The organism is Alicyclobacillus sp. ALC3 (assembly GCF_028751195.1).
GTDB lineage: Bacteria > Bacillota > Bacilli > Alicyclobacillales > Alicyclobacillaceae > Alicyclobacillus_L.
The window spans coordinates 2912650-2939214 of record NZ_CP066784.1; the positions used below are offsets into that span (position 1 = coordinate 2912650).

The 26565-nt window shown below is 59.4% G+C and carries 20 protein-coding genes, 1 pseudogene and 1 riboswitch; of the genes and pseudogenes, 14 read left to right on the plus strand and 7 right to left on the minus strand.

The annotated features are described in order from the left end of the window. Positions 1-17 precede the first annotated feature (17 nt). Positions 18-1493 (plus strand): CoA-acylating methylmalonate-semialdehyde dehydrogenase, encoded by a 1476-nt coding sequence (locus JC200_RS13445; protein ID WP_274432210.1) that lies wholly within the window; start codon positions 18-20, stop codon positions 1491-1493. A 575-nt stretch (positions 1494-2068) separates the two neighbouring features. Here JC200_RS13445 and JC200_RS13450 read toward each other — a convergent pair. The 3 genes from JC200_RS13450 to hutU form a co-directional block, all read right to left on the minus strand. Beyond that, a complete protein-coding gene (locus JC200_RS13450) occupies positions 2069-3058 on the minus strand; it encodes an agmatinase family protein (RefSeq protein WP_274432211.1) in 990 nt (329 codons plus the stop codon). Positions 3059-3153: 95 nt separating this feature from the next. After that, positions 3154-4452: an imidazolonepropionase gene (gene hutI, locus JC200_RS13455; protein WP_274432212.1), complete on the minus strand. Its 1299-nt coding sequence runs from the start codon at positions 4450-4452 to the stop codon at positions 3154-3156. A 122-nt stretch (positions 4453-4574) separates the two neighbouring features. Beyond that, positions 4575-6317, minus strand: a complete 1743-nt coding sequence (gene hutU, locus JC200_RS13460; RefSeq protein ID WP_274432213.1) for a urocanate hydratase — start codon at positions 6315-6317, stop codon at positions 4575-4577. 274 nt (positions 6318-6591) lie between these two features. Between hutU and JC200_RS13465 the strand changes: the two genes are divergently transcribed. After that, on the plus strand, positions 6592-7305 hold the full coding sequence (locus JC200_RS13465; protein ID WP_274432214.1) for a helix-turn-helix domain-containing protein: 714 nt from the start codon (positions 6592-6594) through the stop codon (positions 7303-7305). 1122 nt (positions 7306-8427) lie between these two features. Here JC200_RS13465 and JC200_RS13470 read toward each other — a convergent pair. Next, the gene (locus tag JC200_RS13470) at positions 8428-8994 is read right to left on the minus strand and encodes an NADPH-dependent FMN reductase (RefSeq protein ID WP_338000173.1); all 567 of its coding nucleotides are present in this window, start codon (positions 8992-8994) and stop codon (positions 8428-8430) included. A 308-nt stretch (positions 8995-9302) separates the two neighbouring features. Continuing rightward, positions 9303-9884 (minus strand): DUF2140 family protein, encoded by a 582-nt coding sequence (locus JC200_RS13475; protein WP_274432215.1) that lies wholly within the window; start codon positions 9882-9884, stop codon positions 9303-9305. A 366-nt stretch (positions 9885-10250) separates the two neighbouring features. Between JC200_RS13475 and JC200_RS13480 the strand changes: the two genes are divergently transcribed. Beyond that, positions 10251-11930: an amino acid permease gene (locus tag JC200_RS13480; protein WP_274432216.1), complete on the plus strand. Its 1680-nt coding sequence runs from the start codon at positions 10251-10253 to the stop codon at positions 11928-11930. A gap of 13 nt (positions 11931-11943) precedes the next feature. Here JC200_RS13480 and JC200_RS13485 read toward each other — a convergent pair. Then, positions 11944-12711 (minus strand): annotated as a pseudogene (locus JC200_RS13485) (YihY/virulence factor BrkB family protein); the annotation flags it as partial. A gap of 197 nt (positions 12712-12908) precedes the next feature. On the opposite strand from JC200_RS13485, the gene JC200_RS13490 reads away from it, so the two are divergent. The 9 genes from JC200_RS13490 (at position 12909) to cysK (ending at position 22367) form a co-directional block, all read left to right on the plus strand. Continuing rightward, complete coding sequence (locus JC200_RS13490) at positions 12909-13493, plus strand: RNA polymerase sigma factor (protein ID WP_274432217.1); 585 nt, start codon at positions 12909-12911, stop codon at positions 13491-13493. Next, positions 13486-14019, plus strand: a complete 534-nt coding sequence (locus tag JC200_RS13495) for an anti-sigma factor family protein (protein ID WP_274432218.1) — start codon at positions 13486-13488, stop codon at positions 14017-14019. Before JC200_RS13490 ends, JC200_RS13495 begins: the two co-directional genes overlap by 8 nt. Beyond that, on the plus strand, positions 14016-14924 hold the full coding sequence (locus tag JC200_RS13500; protein WP_274432219.1) for a hypothetical protein: 909 nt from the start codon (positions 14016-14018) through the stop codon (positions 14922-14924). Before JC200_RS13495 ends, JC200_RS13500 begins: the two co-directional genes overlap by 4 nt. A 147-nt stretch (positions 14925-15071) precedes the next feature. Further along, positions 15072-15665, plus strand: coding sequence for a DedA family protein (locus JC200_RS13505; RefSeq protein ID WP_274432220.1), 594 nt, complete (start codon positions 15072-15074; stop codon positions 15663-15665). Between the two features lie 157 nt (positions 15666-15822). Beyond that, positions 15823-17370: an L-glutamate gamma-semialdehyde dehydrogenase gene (gene pruA, locus JC200_RS13510; RefSeq protein ID WP_274432221.1), complete on the plus strand. Its 1548-nt coding sequence runs from the start codon at positions 15823-15825 to the stop codon at positions 17368-17370. A 259-nt stretch (positions 17371-17629) separates the two neighbouring features. After that, positions 17630-18310: a tetratricopeptide repeat protein gene (locus JC200_RS13515; protein WP_274432222.1), complete on the plus strand. Its 681-nt coding sequence runs from the start codon at positions 17630-17632 to the stop codon at positions 18308-18310. Positions 18311-18560: 250 nt separating this feature from the next. Beyond that, positions 18561-20369, plus strand: a complete 1809-nt coding sequence (locus JC200_RS13520) for a glycosyl hydrolase family 18 protein (RefSeq protein ID WP_274432223.1) — start codon at positions 18561-18563, stop codon at positions 20367-20369. Between the two features lie 154 nt (positions 20370-20523). Then, complete coding sequence (locus JC200_RS13525) at positions 20524-21306, plus strand: peptidylprolyl isomerase (RefSeq protein WP_274432224.1); 783 nt, start codon at positions 20524-20526, stop codon at positions 21304-21306. A gap of 128 nt (positions 21307-21434) precedes the next feature. Further along, positions 21435-22367: a cysteine synthase A gene (gene cysK, locus JC200_RS13530; RefSeq protein ID WP_274432225.1), complete on the plus strand. Its 933-nt coding sequence runs from the start codon at positions 21435-21437 to the stop codon at positions 22365-22367. A 122-nt stretch (positions 22368-22489) separates the two neighbouring features. On the opposite strand, the gene JC200_RS13535 is transcribed toward cysK, so the two are convergent. Beyond that, a complete protein-coding gene (locus tag JC200_RS13535) occupies positions 22490-22996 on the minus strand; it encodes a hypothetical protein (protein WP_274432226.1) in 507 nt (168 codons plus the stop codon). Between the two features lie 122 nt (positions 22997-23118). On the opposite strand from JC200_RS13535, the gene cls reads away from it, so the two are divergent. Continuing rightward, entirely contained in the window at positions 23119-24561 is a 1443-nt protein-coding gene (cls, locus tag JC200_RS13540; RefSeq protein WP_274436544.1) for a cardiolipin synthase, read from the plus strand. 316 nt (positions 24562-24877) lie between these two features. Beyond that, positions 24878-24946, plus strand: a riboswitch (Fluoride riboswitch). Between the two features lie 266 nt (positions 24947-25212). Next, the gene (locus tag JC200_RS13545) at positions 25213-26547 is read left to right on the plus strand and encodes a cation:proton antiporter (protein ID WP_274432227.1); all 1335 of its coding nucleotides are present in this window, start codon (positions 25213-25215) and stop codon (positions 26545-26547) included. Positions 26548-26565: the final 18 nt, after the last annotated feature.

Consider the following 26565-nt stretch of genomic DNA (forward strand, 5'->3'; position numbering starts at 1 on the left):
CGAGAGGAGACGAACGAATGACGACATCCACGGACGTAAAGGTGTTGCAGAACTACATCGGTGGCCAGTGGGTTGACGCAGAGAGTGAGGAGCGCCTTCCGGTGCCCAATCCGGCCACGGATGAAGTGCTGGCGTACGTGCCTATCTCCAATCGAACTGACCTCGACAGCGCCGTGGCAGCGGCCAAAGCCGCATTCCCCGCTTGGAGCCAGACTGCTGTGCCAAAGCGCGCGCGTATTCTGTTCCGCTACCAACAGTTGCTCGTCGAGCACTGGGATGAACTAGCTCGGCTAATCACGCTGGAGAACGGCAAAAGCTTCAAAGAGGCGTACGGTGAGGTACAGCGCGGCATCGAGTGCGTCGAGTTCGCTGCCGGCGCGCCGACGCTGATGATGGGCACGCAGTTGCCAGACATCGCGACGGACATGGAGTCCGGCATGTATCGTTACCCGGTGGGGGTCGTTGGCGGCATCACACCGTTCAACTTCCCGATGATGGTGCCTGCGTGGATGTTCCCGCTCGCGATTGCGTGCGGCAACACGTTTGTGTTGAAACCGTCGGAGCGGACGCCGCTTTGCGCGATCCGTTTGGCGGAGTTGTTCTCGGAAGCAGGGCTGCCGGACGGCGTGCTGAACATTGTGCACGGCGCGCATGAGGTTGTAAACGGCATTCTGGAGCACCCGGACGTCACAGCGGTCTCGTTCGTCGGGTCGCAGCCGGTCGCAAAGCACGTCTACACGACTGCGGCGGCAAACGGCAAGCGCGTGCAGGCACTGGCGGGGGCGAAGAACCACACCATTGTCATGCCGGACGCTGACATGGACGCCGCCGTGAAGGAGATCATCGGCGCCGCGTTTGGCTCCGCGGGCGAGCGCTGTATGGCCTGCTCTGTCGTGGTTGCAGTCGGTGACGCAGCCGACGCACTGGTCGACCGCCTGGTCACTGCAGCAGACGACATTCGCATGGGCAACGGCCTCGACGAAGACGTCTTCCTTGGCCCGGTGATTCGTGCCGAGCACCGCCAGCGCACGATTGGCTATATCGAGGCAGGCGAGCAGGAAGGCGCGACGCTGGTCCGCGACGGCCGCTCGGACGACCTCGCGGCGGCGGGCAGCGGCTACTTTATCGGCCCGACGGTGTTCGATCACGTTCGCCCCGGCATGAAAATCTGGCGCGATGAAATTTTCGCCCCGGTGCTGTCTGTGGTGCGTGTGGAGAGTCTGACGGAGGCGATTGAGACCACGAACAAGTCGGAGTTCGCCAACGGGGCCTGCCTGTTCACGGACAGCGCGTCAGCCATCCGCCAGTTCCGTCAGACGATTGATGCCGGGATGCTCGGTGTCAACGTCGGCGTCCCGGCGCCGATGGCGTTCTTCCCGTTCTCGGGCTGGAAGAGTTCATTCTACGGTGATCTGCACGCCAACGGCCGCGACGGCGTCGAGTTCTACACGCGCCGCAAGATGCTGACCGCCCGCTACGCGCCGAAGGCGTAAGGGGCGGGGACCTGGCGCTGGCTGGCGCTGTCGGGCTGGCTAGCGGGTCGTCTGGCTAGCGGGTCGTCTGGCTAGCGGGTCGTCTGGCTATCGGGCTCGCTGGCTAGGCGGGTCGACGTCTGGAAGCGTGTGAACGTCTGAGAATGTTTGCACGTCTGAGCGTGTTTGAACGCTTCAGAGCTATCGCTTGGGAGAATATTTTATCGATAGGATAGGCCGGGGGCTGTTTTGTGCCCTCGGCCTTCCGAATGTTCTGGGGTGTGTCGGTGGTGTACAACGGGACGGCTCGGCTTAAGGAGCTTTTTGCCGCTGCAGCTACGCGGCAACCTGGCCAAACCACTTCGACCCGCCCGAAAGACCGACATTGACAGGAGAAAATCGCCTGGAGGCGATTTTCATCAACTGTAGGAGAACTGCAAAGGCGCGGTGCAGGAGCTCATTTCCCGCGCATAGCGCCGACTCGCGCTAAGCACTCATTCGCGCCAAGCACCCACGCGAGCCACCCGCGCGAACCACACCCACGCGAGCCACGCATCAACTCCCGGTCCCGCGTGAACCCAGCCCCATCTCAGCACCTACCTCAGCGCGACGCCGGTGATGAAACTCAGCACCAGCGTCGTCACGACGCGGACGGTGAGGTCGCGGAAGTCGCGTTCGGGATCGACACAGACAGTGTCCATCGCCAGCACATTCGGTTGCTGCCCGAGCCACTCAACCGCCTCAATCGCGTCCCACACGTTGAGGCCGCCTGTGCTTGGCGCAGGCACGCCTGGCACGAAACTCTGGTCGAGCCCGTCGATGTCGAAGCTCACGTAGACGCCGTCCGTGCCATCGCTCGCCATCGCAAACGCCTGCTCGACGAGCGGCACCAGGCCGCGCCGGTGCACCTCGCGCGCGGAGTAGACCGTCACGCCTTTGTCGCGTACGTACTCGAAGTACGGCTTCGAGTTGGCGAAGTCCTTCAGCCCAAGTTGCACGATGTTCCGACCGTCGACCGCGCCCGACTCGAGGATGGTCCGAAACGGCGTCCCGTTGTGCCGCCCGCCGTCCTCGAGGTTGCGGACGTCGTGGTGGGCGTCGAAGTGGACGATCCCGATTTTCCCCGACCGCCCTGCCGCGTGCCGTCCCGCAACCAGACCGAGCACCGATGCGCCGGTAATGCTGTGATCGCCGCCGAGCACCACGAGCGGTTTGTCGTGCGCCTGCCAGTACGACGTGGCTGCGTCTTCGATCGACTGTTGGCATGCCGCCAAATTGGTCAGGTGCATGCGCGCGTTGCCGATATCGACGAACCGCAGCTGCTCCGACAGGTCAAGCGCGTGGTGCACCGAAAACGGCGTGAACGTCTGAAACTGCGCGCGCACGCTGTCCGGCAGCCGAAACGCGGCCGAGTGGCTAATCGACGTCTTGCTCAGCGGCGCCCCAAGCAGCGCCACGTCAAACGGCTCGTCAGATTGATACGGCCGAATCCAGTCGGCGACTTTATTGTCCAGCCGATCGCGAAACCGTCCCCCAGGCTTCTCGACGCTCGTGATGTCTTGCCTTTGTATGGCGTTGTCACTCATGCTGCCACCTCCAAGTCGCTTCGCTCACCAAGACGCGGGCGGCCCTGGCTGCACGCAGAGCCGCCGCCGAGGTCACACGCGCCGCCGCACAAACTCTATCGGTACGCCTCGGCCGCCAACGGTTCTACTAGTTGGCCGCGCTGGACCACGAGCTGGCCGCGCTTCCAGACCGAGTGGATGTGGTTGATGCCGAAGTGATACACCAAATACGCCGGATTGGTCGCTTCGAACAGGCAGAAGTCCGCCTGTTTGCCGACTTCGATTGAGCCGACGACGTCGCCGCGACCGACCGCGTATGCCGCGTTTCGCGTGGCTGCGGTCAAAATCTCTTCTGGTGTCATACGCAGCTGGTTCGCGGCGAGCGCCATGATGAGCTGCAGCGACTCCGTTGGGCACGACCCCGGGTTGTAGTCGGTCGCAAGCGCCACCGGCGCCGCGACTTCGTCGATGAGGAAGCGGGCGTCGGCGTGCTCCGATGTGCGTAGATTCCACGATGTGCCCGGCAACAGAACCGTCACCGTTCCTGCGTCGGCCAAGGCGCGTAGGCCGTCCTTCGACGCCTGCAGCAGGTGGTCGGCCGACACCGCGTGCAGCTCTGCTGCAAGTTCAGCGCCGCCGAGCGGTTCAATCTCGTCAGCGTGGATTTTCAGGCCAAGGCCGTGATGGTTCGCCGCCTGCAAAAACCGCCGGCTCTGCTCGACCGTGAACACGCCAGTCTCGCAGAAGATGTCCGCAAACTCCGCGAGTTGCTCTGACTTTACTTCAGGGAGAAGCGTGATCATCAGGTCGATAAACGCGTCCGGGTCAGCTTTGTACTCCGGCGGAATCGCGTGTGGGCCGAGGAATGTCGACACGACGTCCATCGGCAGTTCGCTGCCGAGTCGCTTCGCGACGCGCAGTTGCCGGAGTTCGGTGTCGCGATCGAGCCCGTAGCCACTCTTCGCCTCCACCGTCGTCGTGCCGCAGAGTAGCATCCGCAAGGCGGACCGCTTCGCTTGGGCGAGGAGTTCGTCCTCCGACGCTGCGCGGGTCGAGCGGACCGTGGAGAGGATGCCGCCGCCTTCCGCTAAAATCTGCAGGTACGGCACGCCGGCCAACTTCTTCGCGAGTTCGTGTTCGCGCGACCCGGCATGGACGAGGTGCGTGTGCGGGTCGACGAGGCCCGGTGTCAGCAGCCGGCCGCCGGCATCGACCGTCTCGCGCGCCGTCACACCGGCGGCAGCGGCCTCACGTGCGCTGCCGACGTAAGCGATGTGGCCTGCTTGCACGCCGACGACCGCGTCCTCGAGCAGACCGATGTCTTGCATCTCGTGACCCCGTCGCGGGCCAGCAGGCCCTTGCATCGTGGCGATGTTCGCGTGCGTGATTAAAAGGTCGAGTTCCACCTCTGCCATCACTCCTTTGCGTCATGGATTACGTCATCAAATAGGAGCGCCCGGTCCCAGCCGGGCGCATCGAATCAGCGGCCGCTGGCGCATTGCTGCGCCGGGCGCTGCTATCGTTCCAATCGGAAACTCTACTCGCGCATCGGGATGTGCACGCCGCGCTCCTTGGCGACTTCAATCGCGCGGTCGTAGCCCGCGTCCGCGTGACGGATGATGCCCATGCCCGGGTCGCTGGTGAGCACGCGGCGGAGTTTGCGCTCTGCGCGCTCCGAGCCGTCTGCGACGACGACCATACCGGCGTGGATGGAGTAGCCCATGCCGACGCCGCCGCCGTGGTGCACGGAAATCCAACTGCCACCTGCGGCCGTGTTCACGAGCGCGTTCAGGATTGGCCAGTCCGCGACCGCGTCACTGCCATCTTGCATCGACTCTGTCTCGCGGTTCGGGCTGGCGACCGAGCCAGTATCAAGGTGATCACGGCCAATCACGATTGGCGCCGAAATTTCGCCTGTTCGCACCAACTCGTTAATCGCAAGGCCGAACTTGGCGCGCTCACCGTAGCCGAGCCAGCAGATGCGCGAGGGCAGGCCTTGGAACGCGACCTTCTCGCGGGCGAGCGTGCTCCACCTGCGCAAGTGCTCATCTTCAGGGAAGAGCTTCAGCACGAGCTCGTCGGTCTTGTAGATGTCTTCCGGATTGCCGGACAGAGCGGCCCAGCGGAACGGACCTTTGCCTTCGCAGAACAGGTTGCGGATGTAGGCGGGCACGAAGCCTGGGAAGTCGAATGCGTTGGTGACGCCTTCGTCGTAGGCGACTTGGCGGATGTTGTTGCCATAGTCGAACACGGTCGCGCCTTTCTGCTGCAAGTCGAGCATCGCTTGCACGTGCACCGCCATGCTCGCTTTCGAGCGCAGGACGTACTCAGCCGGGTCACGCTCGCGCAGTTCTGCCGCAGCTTCGAGCGAGAGCCCCGTCGGGACATAGCCGATGAGCGGGTCGTGTGCAGACGTCTGATCAGTCACGAAATCCGGCACGAGTCCACGTCGTACAATCTCCGGCAAGATCTCAGCGGCGTTGCCGAGGAGCGCGACGGACAGCGGCCGCCTGTCGTTGACCGCCGTCTCCGCGAGTTTGAGCGCCTCGTCGAGCGACTCGGCCTTGACGTCGCAGTAGCGGGTCTCGAGTCGGCGGTCGATGCGGTGCGGGTCAATCTCGATCGCGATGACCACCCCGTCGTTCATCGTGACAGCAAGCGGCTGCGCACCGCCCATGCCGCCAAGTCCTGCGGTCACGGTCAGCGTCCCGGCGAGCGACGGGAGTCCTTTCTGGCGCGCCGCCTCCGCGAACGTCTCATACGTCCCTTGCAAAATTCCCTGCGAGCCAATGTAGATCCACGACCCGGCTGTCATCTGCCCGTACATGATGAGGCCCTTCTGCTCGAGCTCACGGAAGTGCTCCCAGTTCGCCCACTTCGGCACGAGCATCGAGTTCGACAGGAGCACGCGCGGCGCGTCTTCATGCGTGACGAATTTACCGACCGGCTTGCCCGACTGAATGAGCAGCGTCTCGTTGGACTCGAGGTTCTCGAGGTTGCGCACGATGGCGTCAAAGGCTTCCCAGTTGCGTGCCGCCTTGCCGATCCCGCCGTACACCACCAACTCTTCCGGCTTCTCGGCCACAGCTGGGTCGAGGTTGTTCATGAGCATCCGCAAGGCCGCTTCTTGCTCCCAGCCTTTGCAGCGGAGTGTTGTCCCGTGTGGCGCGTGGATCTCGATGCCTGGCCGCCGCGTCGTCCCACGCGGATCATTCGTGGCAGACGTTGCTGCCGCTGCCACTGCCTCCGCCGTCTTGGCGTCCGGCGTATTTGTAGCCATTTGCTTCATCCCTCTCGTCGGGTTTTGCGCGTAAGCACTTTCATCTTCCTTTTCTTCATTATAGGGTCTTTGCGCCTTCCACCCAAGTGGACATTGAAGGAAGTAGCGCGACCGGGGTTGGCGGGTGCGGGGTGCGGCGGGTGGAAAAATCCTAAGTGGAGGTGCGGATATGCAACGGGATCGCCAAGGGGATTGGTTTTTCACCTAGACGTCATGGACGTTAATCCGGTCTGGAGATACGCTCGTCTCAGAGTGCTTTCTGAGAGGATGAGGCATGGTGCAAACAGTTGCTCCCGAAAGTGGCCTTCCCGATTTCGAACAAGCCTATGAAGCGTTTATTGATTTGCACTCACGGCAAGGGGTACCTGGCACTCGGGCGCGGGTGAAAGATGGAGTTGGGGCGGCTGAGAAGGCGTTTCTCGAGAGGGTGTGGTGGCCTGCGTTCCGCAACTTCAACTTGCTGTTCCCTGAATATGAGGTGGACGACTACTTTGATGGACACCGATATATCGATTTTGCATATATCCGTCCGGACTTTCGCATTGCAATCGAAATCGAAGGTTTCGGCCCGCACTGGAAGGACATCACGACTGACCAGTTCACAATCCAGTGCCATCGCGGGAATCACCTCGTGATTGATGAGTGGCGTATGCTCAGATTCTCTTATAAAGCTGTGACGGAGCGCCCACGTTTGTGTCAACAAACAGTGGAGCATCTGATCGGCCGTTTGACTGGACATCCGCCGGGAGAGTGGGGTGAGAAATTGCAGAAGCTTAAGCCGGTTGATCGCGACATCGTCCAGTACGCTTACCAACTCCGCCAGTCGTTCGGAATCGATGATGTGATGAAGCATCTGCACATTTCACGGTCCACTGCCATTCGACATCTGCATGCGCTGATCGAGTGGGGATGGCTACAACCGGCTGTAGAGCGTCAACGCGTTCACAAATTCCAGATTCACCAGCAATTGATACATCTGAACTTCTGAATTCGTCGGTGGGTTGGGTGCAGCGGTCCTGTAGGTGTCAAATTGACACTTAGCGGGGGTGCGCCTGTCCTGTAGGTGTCAAATTGACACTTAGCGGTGGTGCAGCGGTCCTGTAGGTGTCAAATTGACACTTAGCGGTGGTGCAGCGGTCCTGTAGGTGTCAAATTGACACCTAGCGGTGGCGTGTCGTTCCTGTAGGTGTCAAATTGACACTTAGCGGTGGCGTGTCGTTCCTGTAGGTGTCAAATTGACACTTAGCGGTGGGCTGCCTGTCCAGTAGGTGTCAAATTGACACTTAGCGGTAGGGTGCCTGTCCTGTAGGTGTCAAATTGACACTTAGCGGTGGTGCGGCGGTCCTGTAGGTGTCAAATTGACACTTAGCGGTGGGTGCCTGTCCTGTAGGTGTCAAACTGACACTTAGCGGTGGTGCAGCGGTCCTGTAGGTGTCAAATTGACACTTAGCGGTGGTGCAGCGGTCCTGTAGGTGTCAAATTGACACTTAGCGGTGGTGCGCCTGTCCAGTAGGTGTCAAATTGACACTTAGCGGGGGTGCGCCTGTCCTGTAGGTGTCAAATTGACACTTAGCGGTGGGCTGCCTGTCCAGTAGGTGTCAAATTGACACTTAGCGGTAGGGTGCCTGTCCTGTAGGTGTCAAAATGACACTTAGCGGTGGTGCGCCTGTCCAGTAGGTGTCAAATTGACACTTAGCGGGGGTGCGCCTGTCCAGTAGGTGTCAAATTGACACTTAGCGGTGGTGCAGCGGTCCTGTAGGTGTCAAATTGACACTTAGCGGTGGGCTGCCGACCCTGTAGGTGTCAAATTGACACTTAGCGGTGGGGTGCCTGTCCTGTAGGTGTCAAATTGACACTTAGCGGTGGTGCAGCGGTCCTGTAGGTGTCAAATTGACACTTAGCGGGGGTGCGCCTGTCCAGTAGGTGTCAAATTGACACTTAGCGGTAGGGTGCCTGTCCTGTAGGTGTCAAATTGACACTTAACGGTGGCTCGGTGGTCGGACACGTGGTTGTCAATCTCTAATCCGCCGCCCGAGTCCCAGGCATCCCTTGCCATAAAAAGGTTCGGCCCCGCACCAGGCGGGGCCATCCAATGTCATCCAATCAGTCATCAAGCTCTTTGCGCGACCTTCGTCTCATTTGCCATCGCCACGAACTTGTCGACGACCGTGTCGAGGAAAGTTAGGGTGGACTCATCCGTCAGGCGGTCGCCCGTGAATTTGTCTTTGGCGAACGTAATGAGGATCTCGTTCCCGCCCGCCGGCAGTGTTTTTGCCGCTATCCCGGGGCTCATCAGCACATCGCGCAGATGCTGTTGCGCGCGAAGCGTGCCCATCATGAAGGGGGAGACGCCAGCAGCCAAGGTAGGCTTGCCCGTCATTGGCCGATCATTACGCGACAGCCAGTCCAGCGCGTTTTTCACCACGGCTGAAAACGACCAGTTATACTCCGGGGTGACGATGATGACGCCGTCCGCTTCTCTAACCTGTGCGGCTAACTCTGCCACGGAAGACGGCGCTGACTCTTCTTCGTCTTGATCGTAGTGCGGCAGGCTGCGAATGTCCGCATATTCGATGGAGAATTTGTCCTTGTACCGCTCCTCCATTGTCTGCACCAAATGAAGGTTGTAGGAGTCTTTACGCAAGCTCCCGATGAGAGCTACCAGTTTCAACAACATTCTCCACCGTCCTTTTGCCTGTTGCTTGTAATATGTTAGTAACATTTTTATTGTAACGATTCGTCGCTTTGTGTCAATCGGTCGACGTCCTCTCCAAGCTTGCGCAATCCCCGCAATCTCATGCCAGAATCCAGGTATCCATAAAATCCAGTTTGGCAGATTTCTAGGTTCCTCGGCCAAACGTTGACTGACGGCTCATCTCTAATCCAGCTTAAACGCCTTGAGGTGCTCACAAGTTCCAACCGAATCCGAACCCGAATCTTCATCCCAATCTTAATCCAAATCTTAATCCAAATCCACGCGGAGAATCAGCCGCTGGTTGCTAGGTTGACCAACACGGTGAGGGCATGCTGGCGGCTCGAGTAGTTGACAGCGTGCAACTGCACCGAGTGTGTGGGTAGAGATGATAAGTCGATCTGTAGGGAGTCGGTACCGGGATCAAACTGCACATAGTGAGGCAACGGCAGAATCTGCACGATGTTGATGAGCGTAGATGTGACTGTGGTAGGGCCCATGGCAGCATTCGCGATGTGCAGGTCTAGGTTGCCGTTTGAGACGGTCGGAACAAAGGTGACGTTGAAGGGAACCACTTGAGTACCCACGCGGATCCCGATGTCTGCATTCCAGACGTGGTTGCCCATGGTGACGTCGGCGTTGGCGAGGATGCGGCCGACTTCCGGCTGATTCTTCAGCGCCTGTGCGAGAAAGGCGTTGACGGCTTGCTGACCGACTTGCACATCAATGCCGGAGGATGCGCTGGTGACGGGAGCGAGGGCTGGCAAACTCGAAGCGACGCTGTTCGCGCGGGGGAGGCGAACATACCAAGTTGCTGCAGCCGCTAGCATCAGCAGGTGCAGTGATAGTAGGACGCCAAACAGCCGCTTCCACATCCGAAGTACCTCCTCGTCCACGTTCTCTATCACTCTATTCACGAGTTCTTGTATTCAGTATGGCTGCAAGTAGGCCAAGGCAAACCCGATCTATCCGACATCGCAACACATAGTGCGCATCGCCCCAGCCATCGCCCCAGCCATTGCTCTGCACGTTGACGGTCCGGGCAAGTCCGCAGAAACTGCGACTTCAATGCCCGCCCAAACCTGCCCGCCCAAACCTGCCCGCGCAAAACCTGCCCGCGCAAAACTTGCCCACGCAAAACTTGCCCACGCAAAACTTGATTGAACACCAGTCTCGGTATAAATCACCCGTCTGTTCCGGACACTTTGGGCATCACTTGTCAAGGCGGGAGGTGAACGGCTATGCCAGATGCAACGAATCGCAGCGGACGTGGAAGTATCGGCCCAGTTGGTGTGCGCAGCGACAGCGGGGGCATTCCCAACAGTCGTTTTGATGGCGCGGTTGGACACATGGGTGGTGCCAAAAGTCATAACACTGGGCAAGGCTCGCTCGGAGTGGCTGGGCTCGTGTTGGTCGGGGTCGGCGGCATTATCGGCGCCGGCTTCTTCCTAGGCGCTGGGTTGCCCATTCACACTGCCGGACCGTCTGTACTCATCTCTTTCGTCATCGGCGCCCTCGTCACCGCGCAGGTGACCGGGGCACTCGCGTCCATCGCCTTGCGCGACAAAGGGCGGATTTCGTTTGTCGGCGCCGCAACGCGCTACATCGGTGAGTTTGCAGGATTTCTGCAGGGGTGGGCTTACTACATTTCGAGTATCATCACCGTTGCGAGCGAAGCCGTGGCGATGTCCATCTTTACCCGGCTATGGCTCCCCGCCATCCCCGCGTGGATGATGGCGGCTGCGTACGCTTTGGTGGTCATCGCCATTAACGCGTTTGGAGTCCGCAACTTCGGGCGTGTGGAGTCGCTGATGAGCGTGGTGAAGATTGGGGCGCTCGTTGGCTTCGTCGTGTTTCTCGGCTATGAAGTGATCGCGCTGCCTAGTGTATTTGGCGCACACAGCCCACACTTCGGTCCGCACATCGCTTCCGGCCTAGCTGCTACCACAGCGACGCATGGCACAGCAAGTGGCACAGCAGGCGGCACAGCAGGCGGCACAGCAGGCGGCACAGCAAGTGGCACAGCAGGCGGCACAGCAAGTGGCACAGCAGGCGGCACAGCAGGCGGCACAGCAAGTGGCACATACTCGTTCCACGGCTTGTTCCCACATGGCTGGGACGGCGTGTTTCAGTCGATGCTCATTGTCATCTTCTCGTACGCGGGCATTGGTGTGTTCGCGACAGCCACGACCGAGATGCGCCGGCCGTCAGACGTCAACAAGGCTGCGTGGTTGACGGTGCTGATTCTGGCAGTGCTGTACTTGCTCTCGGTAGGACTCCTGCTGTGGGTGCTGCCGTGGCAGGTTATGAGCACATCCGTCAGTCCGTTTGTGGCGGCGCTACACTTGACGACTCTGCCAGTGTTGGCGCAGGTGTTAAACGGAATCATCCTGGTGGCGTCGTTTAGCGTCATGGCGGGGGCGGTGTTCTCGGCGAACCTAATCCTTGAGGGACTTGGACGCGACGGAGACGCGCCAGGTTTCGTGCTCTGGTCAATCCGGAAACGGACGCCGGCGGGGGCGCTTGCCGTGACAACCTGCGTGATCGCGGTGGTCATGTTCGTTGCCCATGTATTGCCCGCCAACGTTTACAATTTTATGATCAGTGCATCGAGTTTTCTGACGTTTCTCAGTTGGTTCATCATTCTCTGGACGTTTCTCGCGTGGCGTCGGCGCGACAGGGAAGGGCATTGGGCCATCTCGTCGTTGGCGTTCGGGCAACCGTGGTCGAGTGTGCTGACGATGTTGTTCATTTTGTTTATGTCTGGTTACGCCCTCCGCCAGCACGACCAGCGGTTCGGTTTTTACGCGGCTGTGGTGATGTTGGTTGCCATCGCACTTGCGTATTTCGTGCGCGCGGTGGTGTACCCGCGGTCTCGAAAGCAACGACCACGGCTGCCCCAAGCAGGAGCAGAAAGCTGACGATGTAAATCCAGAAGGTCAGTAGCATAATGAACGACAGCGCCCCATACATCGCCTCGTAGTTGCGGAGGTGATGCGTATAAATGAGGAACAGGCTGCGACTGACAAAGATCCCGGCGGTTGCCACTGCGGCCCCAATGAGGCGAGCGAGCAGCGGTGGGACATGCGTGGGCAAGAGTGTGTAAATGACGAAACAGGTGCCGAACAGGAGCACGGGGAATCCGGCGACTGCCACGCCGTGTATGAACGGCAAGAGTGCGCGCAGTTCACCGCTCGTCAAGCCGATGGAGCGCAGAAGCAAAGCACTAGGCTGCGTCGCCAACAGCCGCACAGCTTCCGCTGCGAGGGCGCTGACCACAGTCAGGGCGGCAAGTACGGTCAGCATAATGAAGCCGACCAAGTACTGGCGCAGGAAAGACCGGCGCTTCTTGATGCCCCAGATTGTGTCGAGAATCCACTGCAGAGACACGAATCCGCCAATCGTGTTCCACGCGCTGGCTGCAATGCCGATGATGCTGATCTCCGGACCCACCTTATCCAACCGGTGTACGGTCGCACTCACGAGCGACATTTCTTGCGGGAGTGCGGGCACGTAAGCGTGCAGCAGGTCGGTCACTGCCCGCTCGACGTCTGTAGCCGGAACGAGGCGCGAAGCGGCGTAGACAAGCAGGAGTAAGACCGGGATCATTGAAGAAAATGCAAAGTAGGAGACAATTGCGGCGAGTCCCCCAAGGTTGTGTCGGACGACGGTGCGAAATAACTGGACAAGAAACGGTTTCATGGGTACAGTATTTCCATTTACGCCGTTGTCTACCACGCGCGTTTTCACGGTCTCGACTTCGTCGGTTTGACATTTGTCAACCGTTGCATTTTACTTCCCAGCGCTCTCGCGGAGCAGCGCTGACCTGCTTGAACCAAAACCCGACCCGCCGCGTCTGTATCATGAAAGTCGTGGTGGCGCCCTGCGGAGGTGGTGGCTTGGAGCCCGATGACTTAAAGCTCATCCGCGACGCCAAGCAGGGGGACGCGCAAGCGTTTACCAATCTGATTCGCAGCTATCAGAACTTCGCTTATAAGACAGTGCTCGGTGTTCTTAACAACGCTTCCGATGCGGACGACGCTTTGCAGGAGACGTTCATCAAGGTCCACCGGGCACTCCCAAACTTACGCGATGAACGGACGTTCCCGTCCTGGCTGGCGCGAATTGCGACACGAACGGCGCTAGACCTCGTCCGGTCGCGGGCACATGCCAGAACGAGTTATGACGACGAGATCGACAGGCACACATTTGTCGATCCCGGGCCACAAGTTGACCTTCGCCTCGACCTGCAGCAAGCGCTAGGACGCCTGAGCCCGGAACACCGAACCGTCCTGGTGCTGCGAGAGGTCCAGGGATTTGACTATGCGGCCATTGCGGACATCCTGCATATCCCGCTTGGTACAGTGCGGTCAAGACTGTTCAATGCGCGCGCACAGTTGCGGTCGCAGCTTGAAAGCGACGGCGCGAGCGAGAATGCAGGGCGTAGCACGAAAGGTAACAAAGGGGGAGCTCGAGATGACTGAACACACGAACTTCCACGGCGGTTGCGAGGTGAGCCAGTCGCCGACCCTATCCGTCTACTACGACGGGGAGTTGTCAAAAGCTGAGATGTCACGCATCGAAGCGCATGTCGCTAGTTGTGCAGACTGTCAGGCGGTGCTTGCCAGCATGCAGTCGGTGTCGGCGTGGACGAAGACAGGGTTTGCCAGTGTCTTCGCCCCTGCTGATACTGTTGATCGAGTACTGCGGCAGACTGCTGCACAGTGGCACGAACTAGGGCAGGCGCGGCGCGTGTCTGAACTCTACGCGGCCATCCTTTTGATTGGGTTGGCCGGCCTTGTATCGTTTGCCTTGTCACCATTTGGCATGGCCCTGCGGGCGCTTGGCCGCTTGCTGGTGGCGGTGCTGCGCGGCGGTTTTCACGTCTTGTCGACGTTTGGCAGCGGGTCGGCCGTGTGGGTGGTGGGTGTCGGTCTGTTTATCTGCGCCGTCAGCATTGTTGGAGCGTGGCGCGTCTTGCGAAGCACACTGGGTGAGGCCACAACATGAAAACTAAGCTTTCCACTTCTGCGTTTACGGCAAGTTTGGTGCAGAAGGCGACCTTTGTAGCCCTGCTGGCGCTGTTTCTCGCCTGGCTGTGGCCAGGCGTTTCAGCGTTCGCGGCGACGAAGCCGGTTCCTCGCGTGCATACTGTCGTCAGCGAACGAGCGACGTCAATCGCTTCCGATGAGACGTTCGAGGATGTCGTCGTGATTGGTCACAACGCGACGGTCGGTGGGCGCGTCAAGGAGATTCTGGTTGTCGTCAGCGGTGATTTGCACCTGCAACCATCGGCCAATGTCGGCACCGTGATTGACCTTGGCGGTAGTGTTCAGCGTGACCACGGCGCACGGGTGCACGCGCTCTACAGTATCTCCGTGCACTCTCCCTTCTGGGGCGGAGCGCTGTTTGGCGGTACGCTTGCGCTGCTCGCCTGGGCCGGTATGCTGGCTGTCGATGTGGCACTCGTCGTGCTGTCCCTGCTCATCACCTTTGCTCTGCGTAAACAACTGCACCGCGCATTAGCCCAAGTTGAACGGTCTGTTCGGCGCGTCGGTCTCGTGGGCGTGTTCACGACGCTCGGACTGCTGGCGGTTGTAGCCGTGCTTACGGTCACTGTGGTCGGAGTGCCGATCGCGGGCTTGCTGCTGCTTCTGTACGTGGTGACCGGTGTCGTTGGCTTCGCCATCTTGAGCCAGTGGCTCGGGAAACTGGCGCTCAGTCATACGCCGATTGACAGACCACCGTGGTTGCGTTCGCTCGTTGGCTCCATTTTGGCGCTCGCTTTCACCAACATTCCGTACGTAGGCTTGCTGCTCTTCCTGCTCTTGTGGTTCGCAGGAGTGGGCGCTGTAACGGCTTGGTTGTGGACGATCCGCAAGTCGCGACGCGCCAGTCACCCGCTTGAACGCTGATTGGCCAGTGGATGTGGTTCAAGCGTAGTCCCCCTGTTAGCTCAACTGTGCCTTTGAAGTGGTGACTGTGTATGGCATCATCAAGGTATAGTTCGGCCTATTCGAGGCATGAATAGAGTTGAGAGCGTTCTGTGAGGGAGGGGCATCGTGCACATCCACATTCAGGCTTTTATCCAACAGTACGGTTACTTCGGAGTATTCCTTATCTTGGTGATGGAGAACATCGGCATTCCGTTTCCGGCTGAGACGACGCTCACGATTTCCGGGATCGAGTGGACGCGCGGTGTGTTCCACCTGTTGCCGTTGCTATTGTCTGCCGCCATTGGCAACATCATTGGCTCGACTGTGGCCTACTTCATTGGTCGTCTGCTCGGTCGTCCGGTGATTGTGCGTTTTGGGCGCTATGTCGGGATTACCCATGAGCGCCTCGACAAGGCGAACGAGTTGTTCGCCCGCTACGAAGGCTTTGTCGTGCTGTTCGGTAAGTTTGTTGCAGGGGTGCGCGTAGTCATCCCGTATTTGGCTGGCATCAACAAGTTGCCGTTTGCCATCTTCACTGCCTACAACGCGGTCAGCGCGTTTTTGTGGGCCGCGTTTTTCATCATCATCGGCCGCTACATCGGGATTGAGTGGACGCGCTATCACGCGGTCATCCAGCGCTATCTAATCCCGCTTTTGATTGTGCTCGCGCTCGGCCTCATCGCCTACGTTCTCCTCCACATTCGCCGCCGACGAAAGTAACTCGCAGAGTCTCCCACGCCTACATATGTCCTGTTACCACACTTCGAAGAGTGGTGTTTTCTGCCGTTGACACCGATTCGCATTCACCCATTCGTTGCGTTAGACTCGGGGTGGAAGAGGCGCATGCGCGCCTCATAGCGCAAGGGAGGCTATGCGTATGACACTCATGCCGTATCGCAATGAACCCACCATTGATTGGACCGAGCAAAGCAGAAAGGCAGACCTCGAAGCCGCGCTTGCGTCCGTGAAGGCGCAATTTGGCAAGACGTATCCGCTCTATGTGGGCGGCCGCGACATCACCACAAACAACACCCTCGCATCGCAGAACCCGTCGAAGCACAGCGAAGTCGTAGGCTTCGTCAGCCAGGCGGACAAGGCTGTCATTGACGAGGCCATCACGGCGGCTGAACGTGCGTTTGACACGTGGCGGCTGACCTCGTTTCGCGAACGCGCGATGTACCTGGTGAAAGCCGCCGAGGTCATGCGCAAGCGCAAAGCTGAGCTTATGGCGTGGCAGATTTACGAGTCCGGCAAGAACTGGGCGGAGGCGGACGGAGACGTCAACGAGGCAATCGACTTCCTCGAGTTTTACGCGCGCTCTGCGCTCGAACTCGACAAAGGCCAAGAACTCTTTCCGTGGCCGGGCGAAGACAACCGGATGATGTACCTGCCGCTCGGGGTCGGCGTCATCATTCCGCCGTGGAACTTCCCGCTCGCCATTCTCACCGGCACGACCGTGGCCGCGATTGTCACGGGCAACACGGTGCTGGTCAAGCCCTCGCCGCTGTCGTCGGTGATGGCGGCGAAATTCGTCGAGATCATGAAAGAACTGAAGCTTCCGGACGGCGTGTTGAACTTCGTGCCGGGCCCGCCGGAGGACATCGGCGACTACATGACCACGCATCGCGACGTGCGCTTCATCTCGTTCACGGGCAGTAAAGCGGTTGGCGTGCATATCGACGAGGTGGCGCACCAGACGCAGGCTCGTCAGCGCTGGATAAAGCGGGTCGTCGCTGAAATGGGTGGCAAGGACGGAATCGTCGTCGACGAGACAGCCGACCTCGACGCAGCAGCCGCCGCCATTGTCGCGTCGGCATTCGGGTTCCAGGGGCAGAAGTGTTCTGCTGGCTCACGCGCTATCATCCACGAAGCGGTGTACGACGAAGTGGTCGCGAAGGTCGTCGCAGGCGCTTCCCGTCTCACGGTCGGTCCGGCCGACGAGAACCACAACCTCGGCCCGGTCATCGATGAAAAGGCTTTCGCGAAGATCACGAAGTACATCGGGATCGGCAAACAAGAAGCTAGACTCGCCCTTGGCGGTGAGACGGACGACTCGGTCGGCTACTTCGTCGAGCCGACAGTGTTTGTGGACGCGGACCCGCGCTCGCGTATTATGCAGGAGGAAATCTTCGGGCCGGTTCTGTCCGTCACGAAGGTCAAAGACTTCGAAGAAGGCATCGCGGTGTTCAACGATACGGAGTACGGCCTCACGGGAGCCGTCTTCAGCGCTCACCGTGACCGCCTCGAGTACGCGCGCTGGAACATGAACTGCGGCAACCTGTACTTCAACCGCAAGTGCACGGGCTCGCTCGTCGGTGTGCAGCCGTTCGGCGGCTTCAACATGTCCGGCACGGACGCAAAAGCTGGCTCGCGCGACTATCTGTTGAACTTCGTCCAGCCGAAAACAGTCACTGAGCAGCTGTAAGTTTCTCCGGGCACGCTGGCGCGGGGCGGGGCGGGGCGGGGCGGCCGCGCTGCCGCGGTTGCAGGGCGGTCGCGGTTGCAGGGCTGCGGTGGTGGCCGTGACGGTCTTACAAAACTTAAATCGGTGGCGGTGGCTGAGGCCACCGCTTTTCCAATTAGCAGTGTTCGGCCCGCCAATCGCCTTCTGGTCCACACCGGTGCTAGCCGCTTTGTAACCAATCCGGTAGAATGAAGCCAAATGGGTTGCGAGGAGCGTGAGCATGGGAAGCTATCTGATCTTCTTCGTCATCCTCAACCTCATCTTTCACAACCCGATTCTGGCGATCATCGTGCTGGGGATTGTCTACTACTTCGTCGATCGTCGGTTTATCGGGCTCACACCGAGTCTCACGAGGCCGTTTCGACGGCAGATGAGAATCTCACAGTTGCGCCGCGCGATTGCCGCGAACCCACACGATGCACCCGCAAGATACGACTTGGCGCGAACTTATCAGGAGCGAGGACGGTACGGGGACGCGCTGGACCTGATAAAATCGCTTCCTGCCTCACAGCAGGAAGCGGCAGACGTACAGGTGGACTGGGGCCTCTGTGAACTTGCCACCGGGCGCGCGGAGGACGGGGAAGCGAGGGTGCGCAAGGCACTTGAGGCGAACCCATCGCTGCGCCGGGGAGAACCGTATCTGCAGATGGCGACACTGTTGTCTGACTCGGCGCCTAATCGCGCACTCTCGTACCTTCGCACCTTTGAACAGTACAACGTCTCGTCGTGCGAATCGCAGTACCGCCTTGCCCTCTTGCTGTCGAAGTTTGGCGATGTGCGTGGGGCGCGCGACGCGCTGTACGAATGCCTGCGTACGTACTCCATGCTGCCGAAGTTTCGTCGGCGCGTTGAACGGCGGTGGGCGACACTGGCGCGGCTACGGCTCATCAGATTGCGCTGAGCAGTCCCAGGCCACACGGGTCCCAGGCCACGCGGGTCCCGGACCACGCGTGTGATCGACGCCGGCGGGTCCTAGGCCACACGGGCAGTCGGGGCGCTGCGGCGGGTTGTGCACAATTGTCGCGCCTAGGCCACACGAGTTCCAGGTCACCGCAGGAGTTCCTTGCCACCTCGACCGTTCGTGCTGTAAGGTGCTTGACCAACTGACTTTATCCGCCCCGTCTCGGGGTTGTAGTTTTGGAGGGACGTTTATGTTGTTTCGATCCCGGTCGCGAGTACCGAGCTCAGCATCTCGGCGCCGCCGTTCACTCATTCAAGCGACTGTTGGTGTCGTAGTCGCTGCTGTCGTCGTTGGGGCGCTTGTGGACGTGCTGTGGATCGCCCACGCCCCCGGGCCGCGCACCGTCACGATCGACGGGACTCCTGTGATGTCGGCGGACGGCATCAGCATTCGCTCGAACGTGTGGTTGTCTGAACCAGACATGCAAGTTCTGTTCGAACGCCTCGGCTTGTCGACTACCCCGCTCAAGGGATTGAACACGCGCGGGTATCACGGCACACCGTACGTGCGCGCGACGGAAGTGGCGACGCTGCTGTCCACTAAAACTGCCAGCACGCAGTTCGCAGCGAACAAACTGACGCTGCAGCTACGCACGAATCAGCACTACACTTACAAAACTGTGGGCGGTACAGTCCGTCTGCAGCAGATCACGGTGAACGACAAAGCGGTCGCCCATGTGCTTGGCTTGCAGCACGACGAAACAGCCTACGTGCCAGCTTCCGCAGTGGCAGCGGCGCTTGAAGGCGCCGGTCTGCACAGTGCGTGGACCGGACAAGCCCTCCAGATAGCCCAGACCAAGGCGCCAAGCAAGGCCGTAGCGGGCGGGATCCAAAACCTCGCGGCCGTTACGCCGATTCAGTTTGGCGCGGGTCAGGCGATCGCCGGACCGCAGTTTGTCTGGCAGGGCGCAGACTACGTCCCGGTGAACAGCGTAACGGCTGCTTTGCAGCAACTCGGTTGGACAGGCAGTATGGCGACATGGCAGTGGACTGTGGCTGTGGGGTCAAAAGGAACCACCGCAGCAGGTAATGCCGTGACGACTGCGCAGACACCGATGACGATGGCCTTCGTGCCGTTCTACTCAGGCAACCTCAGTGCGTACCAGGATGTCATGCAGCACAAGAGCGCATTTAACGCGATGGCCGCCGACGCCTGGGAGATTACGGGCGCTGGCACCATCACCGGTTCGGCGCCAGCAGGGACCAACAGCCAAGCGCTCGGGTCGGGCGAGCCTGTCTACGCGACCGTCGCGAACATCGGCGCGAGCGGCTTCAATGGCCAGTTAATGGCGGCGATTCTGAACTCGCCAAGCAAGAGCAAAAGCCTGCAGAGCGCCGTCGTGAATCTCGTCAACCGGCAGGGCGACACGGGCGCTGTGCTTGATATCGAGTCAATCCCGCCAGGAAGCCGCAACGCCTACACCCGCTTTGTCGCGACCTTGGCGCAGCAGCTGCATGCGGCCGGGAAGGAACTGTGGGTGGTCGTACCGCCCGACACGGGCTACAGCAACGAGAGCTGGAACGGCGCCTACGACGAGGCGATGCTTGGTCGGGTGGCGAACGGAATCATCGTGATGGCTTACGATTACTCCTACGCAGGCGGCAAACCAGGCCCCATCGCTCCGTTGCCGTGGGTGCAGCAGGTGCTGGCCTACGCGGTGTCGCAAGTCCCGGCAAACCGGGTGCTGCTTGGCGTTGATGTCTACGGCTACGACTGGGGGAACCAAGGCGGTGTCGCCGTCAGCCTGCCGAACGTCGACAGCTTTATTGCTACGCACCACATCAAGCCGAAGTGGGACGCGCGTGATGAGGCGCCCTGGTATACCTGGACGGACTCGGCTGGTGTCACGCACACCGTCTACTACGAGAACAAGCAGAGCACCAATGCAAAGCTTGCGTTGGCCACGATGTACGGGATCCGTGGAGTCGCCGTCTGGCGGGCTGGCCTTGAGAACGCCCCGGTGCTCAGTGCGCTACAGGCGTACGCGCATAAGCAGTGAGCTCCAGTCACGTGCCTCGCGGGCCATCGAGGGTGTACGCAGGCAGCTAGTGCGCCGAAATCAGGATGACCGATGCCTGCCTTGCGACCATTTCCGCGACAAAGGCCGGACATGCTATCATAAGAGCAACCATTTTCGAATTGGAGGGACTTGGATGCGCAAGGTCGGGTTGTGGGCGGCGTCTCTCGCTGCCGTGACATTCCTCACGGTAGGGTGCGGCGTTGCCAACTCTACAGGCAACACCAGCGGCGGGAAAGCTGCTGTAAATAGCACAGCGACAAGCGGAAATCAGACTGCTGGCACCGGAAACACCGCAAGCACTGCCGGAAACAGCACAGCGAACAACAGCACAACCACTGCGAACACGACCGGCGGTGTCTCCAACGGCAAGACTGGGCAGGCACAGCGCTGGACCGCCATGCCGAAGATGACGATTAACCCGAACAAGCAGTACACGGCGGTCGTACAGACGAACTACGGAACCTTCACGATGGACCTGTTCGCCAAAAAGTCGCCAATTACGGTGAACAACTTCGTGTTCCTCGCCAATCAAGGCTTCTACAATGGCGACACCTTCTTCCGCATCATCCAGAACTTCATGATTCAGACTGGCGACCCAAACAATAACGGTACGGGGGGGCCGGGATACACGATTCCGGACGAACTGCCGCCGTCCGTTCCTTACACAGCGGGCGTGGTCGCAATGGCGAATACCGGGCAACCGCATTCCGGAGGGAGCCAGTTCTTCATCTGCACCGTCAACGACACGCAGAAGTTGGCCCCGAACTACACGGAACTCGGCAAAGTCGTGAGCGGGATGTCTGTGATTGGGCAGATTGCAGCAATCCCCGTGACGGCCAACCCGCAGATGGGCGGAGAGATGAGCAAGCCGTTGAAGAAGGCCGTGATTGAGAAGGTCACAATTCAAGTAAAATAGTTTCTGTCGCAGCCCCGGGCAAATAAGCCCGGGGTTCGTTGACGAACCAGCTAGAGTGAGACTGATTGTTTGGGAAACCTGTAGTATAATAGGGTTGTGAATAAATCCGAGTAAGAAGGGATGATTTTATGGGAAATACGAAGATTGCACAAAGCATCCTGGAACTCGTCGGGCACACCCCACTTGTTCGTCTCAACAAAATCAGTGATGAGACTGGCGCAGAAGTGCTTGCCAAGCTCGAGTACTTTAACCCCATGAGCAGCGTCAAGGACCGCATTGGCAAGGCGATGATTGAAGCTGCTGAAGCTGCCGGGCAGATCAACAAAGATACGGTCATCATCGAGCCGACGAGCGGCAACACAGGCATTGCGCTGGCGTTTGTGTGCGCCGCCAAGGGGTACCGCTGCATTCTCACAATGCCGGAGACGATGAGTGTCGAGCGCCGTAAGCTCTTAAAGGCGCTTGGCGCAGAACTCGTCTTGACGGAAGGTGCGAAGGGCATGAAAGGCGCCATCGCAAAGGCCACGGAGTTGGTGGAGCAGACGCCAAACTCGTATATGCCGCAGCAGTTTGAGAATCCGGCGAACCCGGAGGTTCATCGCAAGACGACCGCAGAGGAAATCTGGACTGACACTGATGGCAACGTGGATATCTTTGTCAGCGGGATTGGCACGGGCGGCACCATCACCGGCATTGGCGAAGTGTTGAAGGAGCGCAGGCCCTCTCTGCGCGTGGTCGCGGTGGAACCGACTGACTCGCCCGTGTTGTCCGGGGGCAATCCTGGCCCGCACAAACTGCAGGGCATGGGCGCTGGTTTTGTGCCCGATGTGTTGAACACAAAAATTTACGACGAGGTCGTACAGGTGTCCGGCGACTCAGCGTTTGAGACAGTCCGTCGCGTGGCGCACGAAGAAGGAATTCTGCTCGGCATCTCGTCTGGAGCCGCCATCTATGCAGCGTATGAGGTGGCAAAGCGGCCGGAAAACAAAGGCAAGACGGTAGTCGTCATCGCGCCAGACACTGGTGAGCGCTACTTGTCCACGCCGCTCTTTGAGAGCTGAGCGAAACGTACGGGCAGTCCTCCGCAAACGAAGTGGAGGCAAACCCTCAAAGCTTCGTGAAATTACCCTTGCGAGCGAGGTGTCGGGGCAGATGCGCACATTCATTGGTTAGGGTGTGCGCATCACCCACGAGGTCCTGACGTTTTACCGAGATGCTCCGCTCGACCAAAGCGAACCAAGAGCGACGGGCGTCCGTCGAGCCCGACAATCTCGTCGTCACGAACGAGGATTTCGCGGTAAAACCGCTCTCGCAAGACGGATTTGTACCGAACGCGAATTTTCAGGTTCGGTGAACAGGAGTCGGCGTGAAGAGCAAGTTCCTCCGATTCGTTTGTGGCGATGTTGAGAAACGTCACACGCTGCTTGTCTTTGTAAGCCATATAGTAGGCCGGCCGACCGTGGACGTACAAGGTCAACTGGACGTCAATCGCTGGGCCCTGTCCGTAGTTGCGCAATTTGACGTATACTGTTTTGCCATCAACCTGTACATACTCCGGGTATACGAGAGGCTGCACAGAGTTGCGGCTACCTCTGCGAACTTGATAGAGTGTAATTGCAGCGATGGCAATGGTGCCGACGGTGGACAGCGCGCTAGAGATCTCGAGCAAGCTGAGTGTCTTCAAATCCAAGTGTCGACCTCCTTCAAGCCGTCAACAGTTATTCTATAGCGTAGTGGTTGAAAAATACGTCTGTATAGCGCCATCTCTTTTCGTTCACCTTAGAAGAACAGCCGAGGAGGGGGTGCGATTTGGTGTGGTTGCTTGCGCTGTACGCCGCCCACAGCGTGCTCGTCTTGGCGCTCGCCCTTCGTTCTGTGTATCGGCCGACCAACGCTCTTGCCTGGGTCATCTGTTGCATGTTTATTCCAGTCATCGGCCTTATCCTCTATGTTGTGCTGGCGCGACCCGTATCCATCCGCCGCGCGCGGCTCGCAGATGACTCAAGTGAAGAGTCCCTGGCGTTACTCTCGACCCCCGCGAACAGTGCGCTGCGCGGGTTAGTCGGGGTGGAACAAGCGATGTCAAAGTTGTCCGGAGGAACGGCTACTCATGGTACTGTCCGCATCCTACCGAACGGCGAAGAGACGTATGCCGCTCTGTTTGAAGCGCTAGAGTCTGCGGCTTCCTCAATTACCGCAGAGTACTACATTATTCGCAATGATCCCGTCGGTCAGACGTTCCTCTCCATCCTCGCCCGAAAAGCTGCCGCTGGCGTTAGTGTCCGTCTGCTTGTCGACGGCATTGGCAGCCTAGGTGTCGTCCGCAGTCAGCTACCGAAGTTGGCGGGCGTTGGTGTGGACTGCCGCGTGGTGTTTCCCTTGCAATTCCCATGGTTGCGACCGGGCATCAATCACCGCGACCACTGCAAAATTGTCGTGATCGACGGAAGTATCGGGTATATCGGCGGGATCAACATTGGGCTTGAGTACACCGGCCACAAACCGGGCGTCGGTGCTTGGCGCGACACGCATGCGCAAGTCACCGGACAGGCTGTGCAAGGACTTGCGCGCGTCTTCGAACTGAACTGGTCGGTCGGCAGGCAAGTGTCTGCGGGCCGCTCGTCTAACCGCACTCAGGCAGATAGAGTGCAGTTGTTAAACGGAATTCCAGACTACCGTCCGCCAACGTCGCGGCAAGCGGACGCGATTCCGGCTTTGATGCAAACTGTCGAAAGTGGCCCAGACAGGCCCGTGCGCACGGTTCAGGCGCTGTATTTCATGTGCCTCACACAGGCAAAGCGCACAGTGGATATGGTGACGCCGTACTTCGTGCCCGACACCGACCTGACGATGGCGATGAAGCTCGCGGTGGCGAGAGGGGTACGCGTGCGACTGCTTGTTCCGGAGCACTGTGACCATCGCGTAGTCGGTCTTGCTGCGCGGACGTTTTTCGCTGAACTGGCCAAAGCAGGCGTCGAACTGTGGCTGTACGGCGCACAACTTCTGCACGCGAAGGTTGTGGTGGTGGACGGAGCGTTATCTGTGCTTGGCGCATCAAATTTCGACCTGCGCAGCTTCCGTCTGAACTACGAAGTTTGCCAAGTCGTGTACGGTGAAGCAGCGGCGGAAGAACTGACGAAGCAGTTCGAGGCGGACTTGGCCGACGCACACCACGTAAGCGTCGAAGAGATTCAGGCGTTGCTTCCAGTTGGCATCCTCGAGCGCGGTGCGCGGCTGCTAGCGCCCCTGTTGTGAACCTGAGCAGTCAAGGCTAGGGCGAACCGGCCGGGCCAGCCCCGGCTCGGCTCGGCGCAGCGCAGCGCATCCCAGCCCAGCGCCCAGTGCATCACAGCCCAGCCCAGCGCATCACAGCGTAGCCCGGGACAAATTAGACAGATGCCCGTGCACATCAGCGCGATCTCGCATACCCTGACAGCACGACACCGGTATTGCCGCCAGGAAACGCGCGCACAGGCGGTCGGGGTCGTGGCACGACAAAACGGACGGTTTTGCAGAAGGTGGCTGGAAAGCGCACGATGTGTGCTGAAAGGTGTACCGAGCAAACTGCTCTCTCATAGCGGGTGATGGAGTTCACCTGAAAATGCCCTCGTGCTGAGTGGTTAATGACTCCTGTCTATCGCGGAAGCGGTTGGCAGGAGTTTTTTGATCTCCAGTCGCTAGGACGGGTTACTCGCGCTGAGCATGGACAGCTGTCCATTTTTGCACCCAAATGCCCCTGTGCACTTGTCCACACTGGACATGTGCCTTTTCCCATGTCTGTGAAGCCACGTACAGTAACGCACCGAGACGAGAGTGGTTCTCGCCGGACAATACGAAGCTTGGTGCAGGTGAAGGTGGGAGACACCGCGTCACACTATGCACCGACTCCTCGGGAGGGGGATGTTCATGTTTAGTTTGAGTGGGCCAGACCTCGCGCGCTTCTTCTTCGCTGTCGTCGCGCTGTTGGTGGCCAGCAACGTGCTCGGCTACGTCGCCGAGCGTCTGACTGTGCCGCGCATCATTGGTGAAGTGGCTGGTGGCCTGGTACTCGGGCCGACGTTGATGGGGTTCTTCTTTCCCCACGTGTTTCACTGGCTGTTTCTGGGGTTTGGGTCGGAAAGCAACTTGTTCGGATTTCTGTCGGAACTCGGGCTCATCATGCTGATGTTCAACTCGGGCCTCAAGTTCCAGTATCGATTTCAAAAGAGTGACGCGAAAATCGGGATCTCGATCATCGTCGCCTCCACTGTGATTCCGTTTCTCATCGGCTGGTTGTCGACGTACGTGTTCAATCCCGCGCAGTTCCTTGGCCCGGACAGCAGTGTGATGGCGCTCAAGATTGTCGTGGCAATTTCGATTGCTGTAACGTCCATTCCGGTCATCTCGAAGATCTTTGCGGACCTCGGCATTATGCACACGCGGTTCGCCAAGATTATCGTCGGAATTGCAGGCGTACACGACATCATCCTGTTCGTTGCCCTTGCGATTGCCTCCGGCATTGCGATGTCGCACCATGCAGTCAACGGTGCGGTACTTGGGCAGAGTCTCGGTATCACCTTCGCATTCCTGTTGGTTTGTCTCTTCATCGTGCCCTGGGTGCTCAAGAAGGTCACGTCGAAACGGGCCAACATCCTGTTCCGCGCATCGTTTCTCGGCTACTTCCTATTCGTATTGTTCGGACTCTCCGTCGTTGCAGGCTATCTGAATGTCGACATGATGTACGGATCGCTCTTGGCCGGCGTTGCGACCAAGTTGGCCCTGCCAGAGCGGTTGTGGAAGCGGGTGCAGAGCAGCGTACAGGAGATCTCGTTCGCGTTCTTCATACCGTTGTACTTCGGTATCGTCGGTCTGACGCTTAACCTCGCAACTAACTTCAGCGTCGGGTTTTTCGTACTCTACCTGCTGTTCGCGACGGTCGTCCAGACGGTTGTCGTGTACTTCACGTGTCGCGTCATCAAGAACGACAAGTTGACCAGCTTCAACCTTGCGGCGGCAATGAACGCTCGCGGCGGTCCTGGCATCGTGTTGTCGCAGATCGCCTATTCGGAAGGGATTATCAACCAGAATTTCTACGCCATCCTGGTCATGCTCGCACTGTTCACCTCCTGGATGGCTGGTTCGTGGATCCGCTATGCCTTGAAGCGCGGCTTGCGGCTCATGCCTGGCGACGAAAACCTCGTGATTCAACCTGTTCAGGAAGAAGTGGTCTGGGATACTCCAGCGATCCCGCAGACCGAATAAGGAGGCTGAGTAAGGAGG

Coding starts and splice junctions, on each gene's coding strand:
- JC200_RS13445 (WP_274432210.1), top strand. CDS start 18: ATGACGACATCCACGGACGTAAAGGTGTTGCAGAACTACATCGGTGGC.
- JC200_RS13450 (WP_274432211.1), bottom strand. CDS start 3,058: ATGAGTGACAACGCCATACAAAGGCAAGACATCACGAGCGTCGAGAAG.
- hutI (WP_274432212.1), bottom strand. CDS start 4,452: ATGGCAGAGGTGGAACTCGACCTTTTAATCACGCACGCGAACATCGCC.
- hutU (WP_274432213.1), bottom strand. CDS start 6,317: ATGGCTACAAATACGCCGGACGCCAAGACGGCGGAGGCAGTGGCAGCG.
- JC200_RS13465 (WP_274432214.1), top strand. CDS start 6,592: ATGGTGCAAACAGTTGCTCCCGAAAGTGGCCTTCCCGATTTCGAACAA.
- JC200_RS13470 (WP_338000173.1), bottom strand. CDS start 8,994: ATGTTGTTGAAACTGGTAGCTCTCATCGGGAGCTTGCGTAAAGACTCC.
- JC200_RS13475 (WP_274432215.1), bottom strand. CDS start 9,884: ATGTGGAAGCGGCTGTTTGGCGTCCTACTATCACTGCACCTGCTGATG.
- JC200_RS13480 (WP_274432216.1), top strand. CDS start 10,251: ATGCCAGATGCAACGAATCGCAGCGGACGTGGAAGTATCGGCCCAGTT.
- JC200_RS13495 (WP_274432218.1), top strand. CDS start 13,486: ATGACTGAACACACGAACTTCCACGGCGGTTGCGAGGTGAGCCAGTCG.
- JC200_RS13500 (WP_274432219.1), top strand. CDS start 14,016: ATGAAAACTAAGCTTTCCACTTCTGCGTTTACGGCAAGTTTGGTGCAG.
- pruA (WP_274432221.1), top strand. CDS start 15,823: ATGACACTCATGCCGTATCGCAATGAACCCACCATTGATTGGACCGAG.
- JC200_RS13515 (WP_274432222.1), top strand. CDS start 17,630: ATGGGAAGCTATCTGATCTTCTTCGTCATCCTCAACCTCATCTTTCAC.
- JC200_RS13520 (WP_274432223.1), top strand. CDS start 18,561: ATGTTGTTTCGATCCCGGTCGCGAGTACCGAGCTCAGCATCTCGGCGC.
- JC200_RS13525 (WP_274432224.1), top strand. CDS start 20,524: ATGCGCAAGGTCGGGTTGTGGGCGGCGTCTCTCGCTGCCGTGACATTC.
- cysK (WP_274432225.1), top strand. CDS start 21,435: ATGGGAAATACGAAGATTGCACAAAGCATCCTGGAACTCGTCGGGCAC.
- JC200_RS13545 (WP_274432227.1), top strand. CDS start 25,213: ATGTTTAGTTTGAGTGGGCCAGACCTCGCGCGCTTCTTCTTCGCTGTC.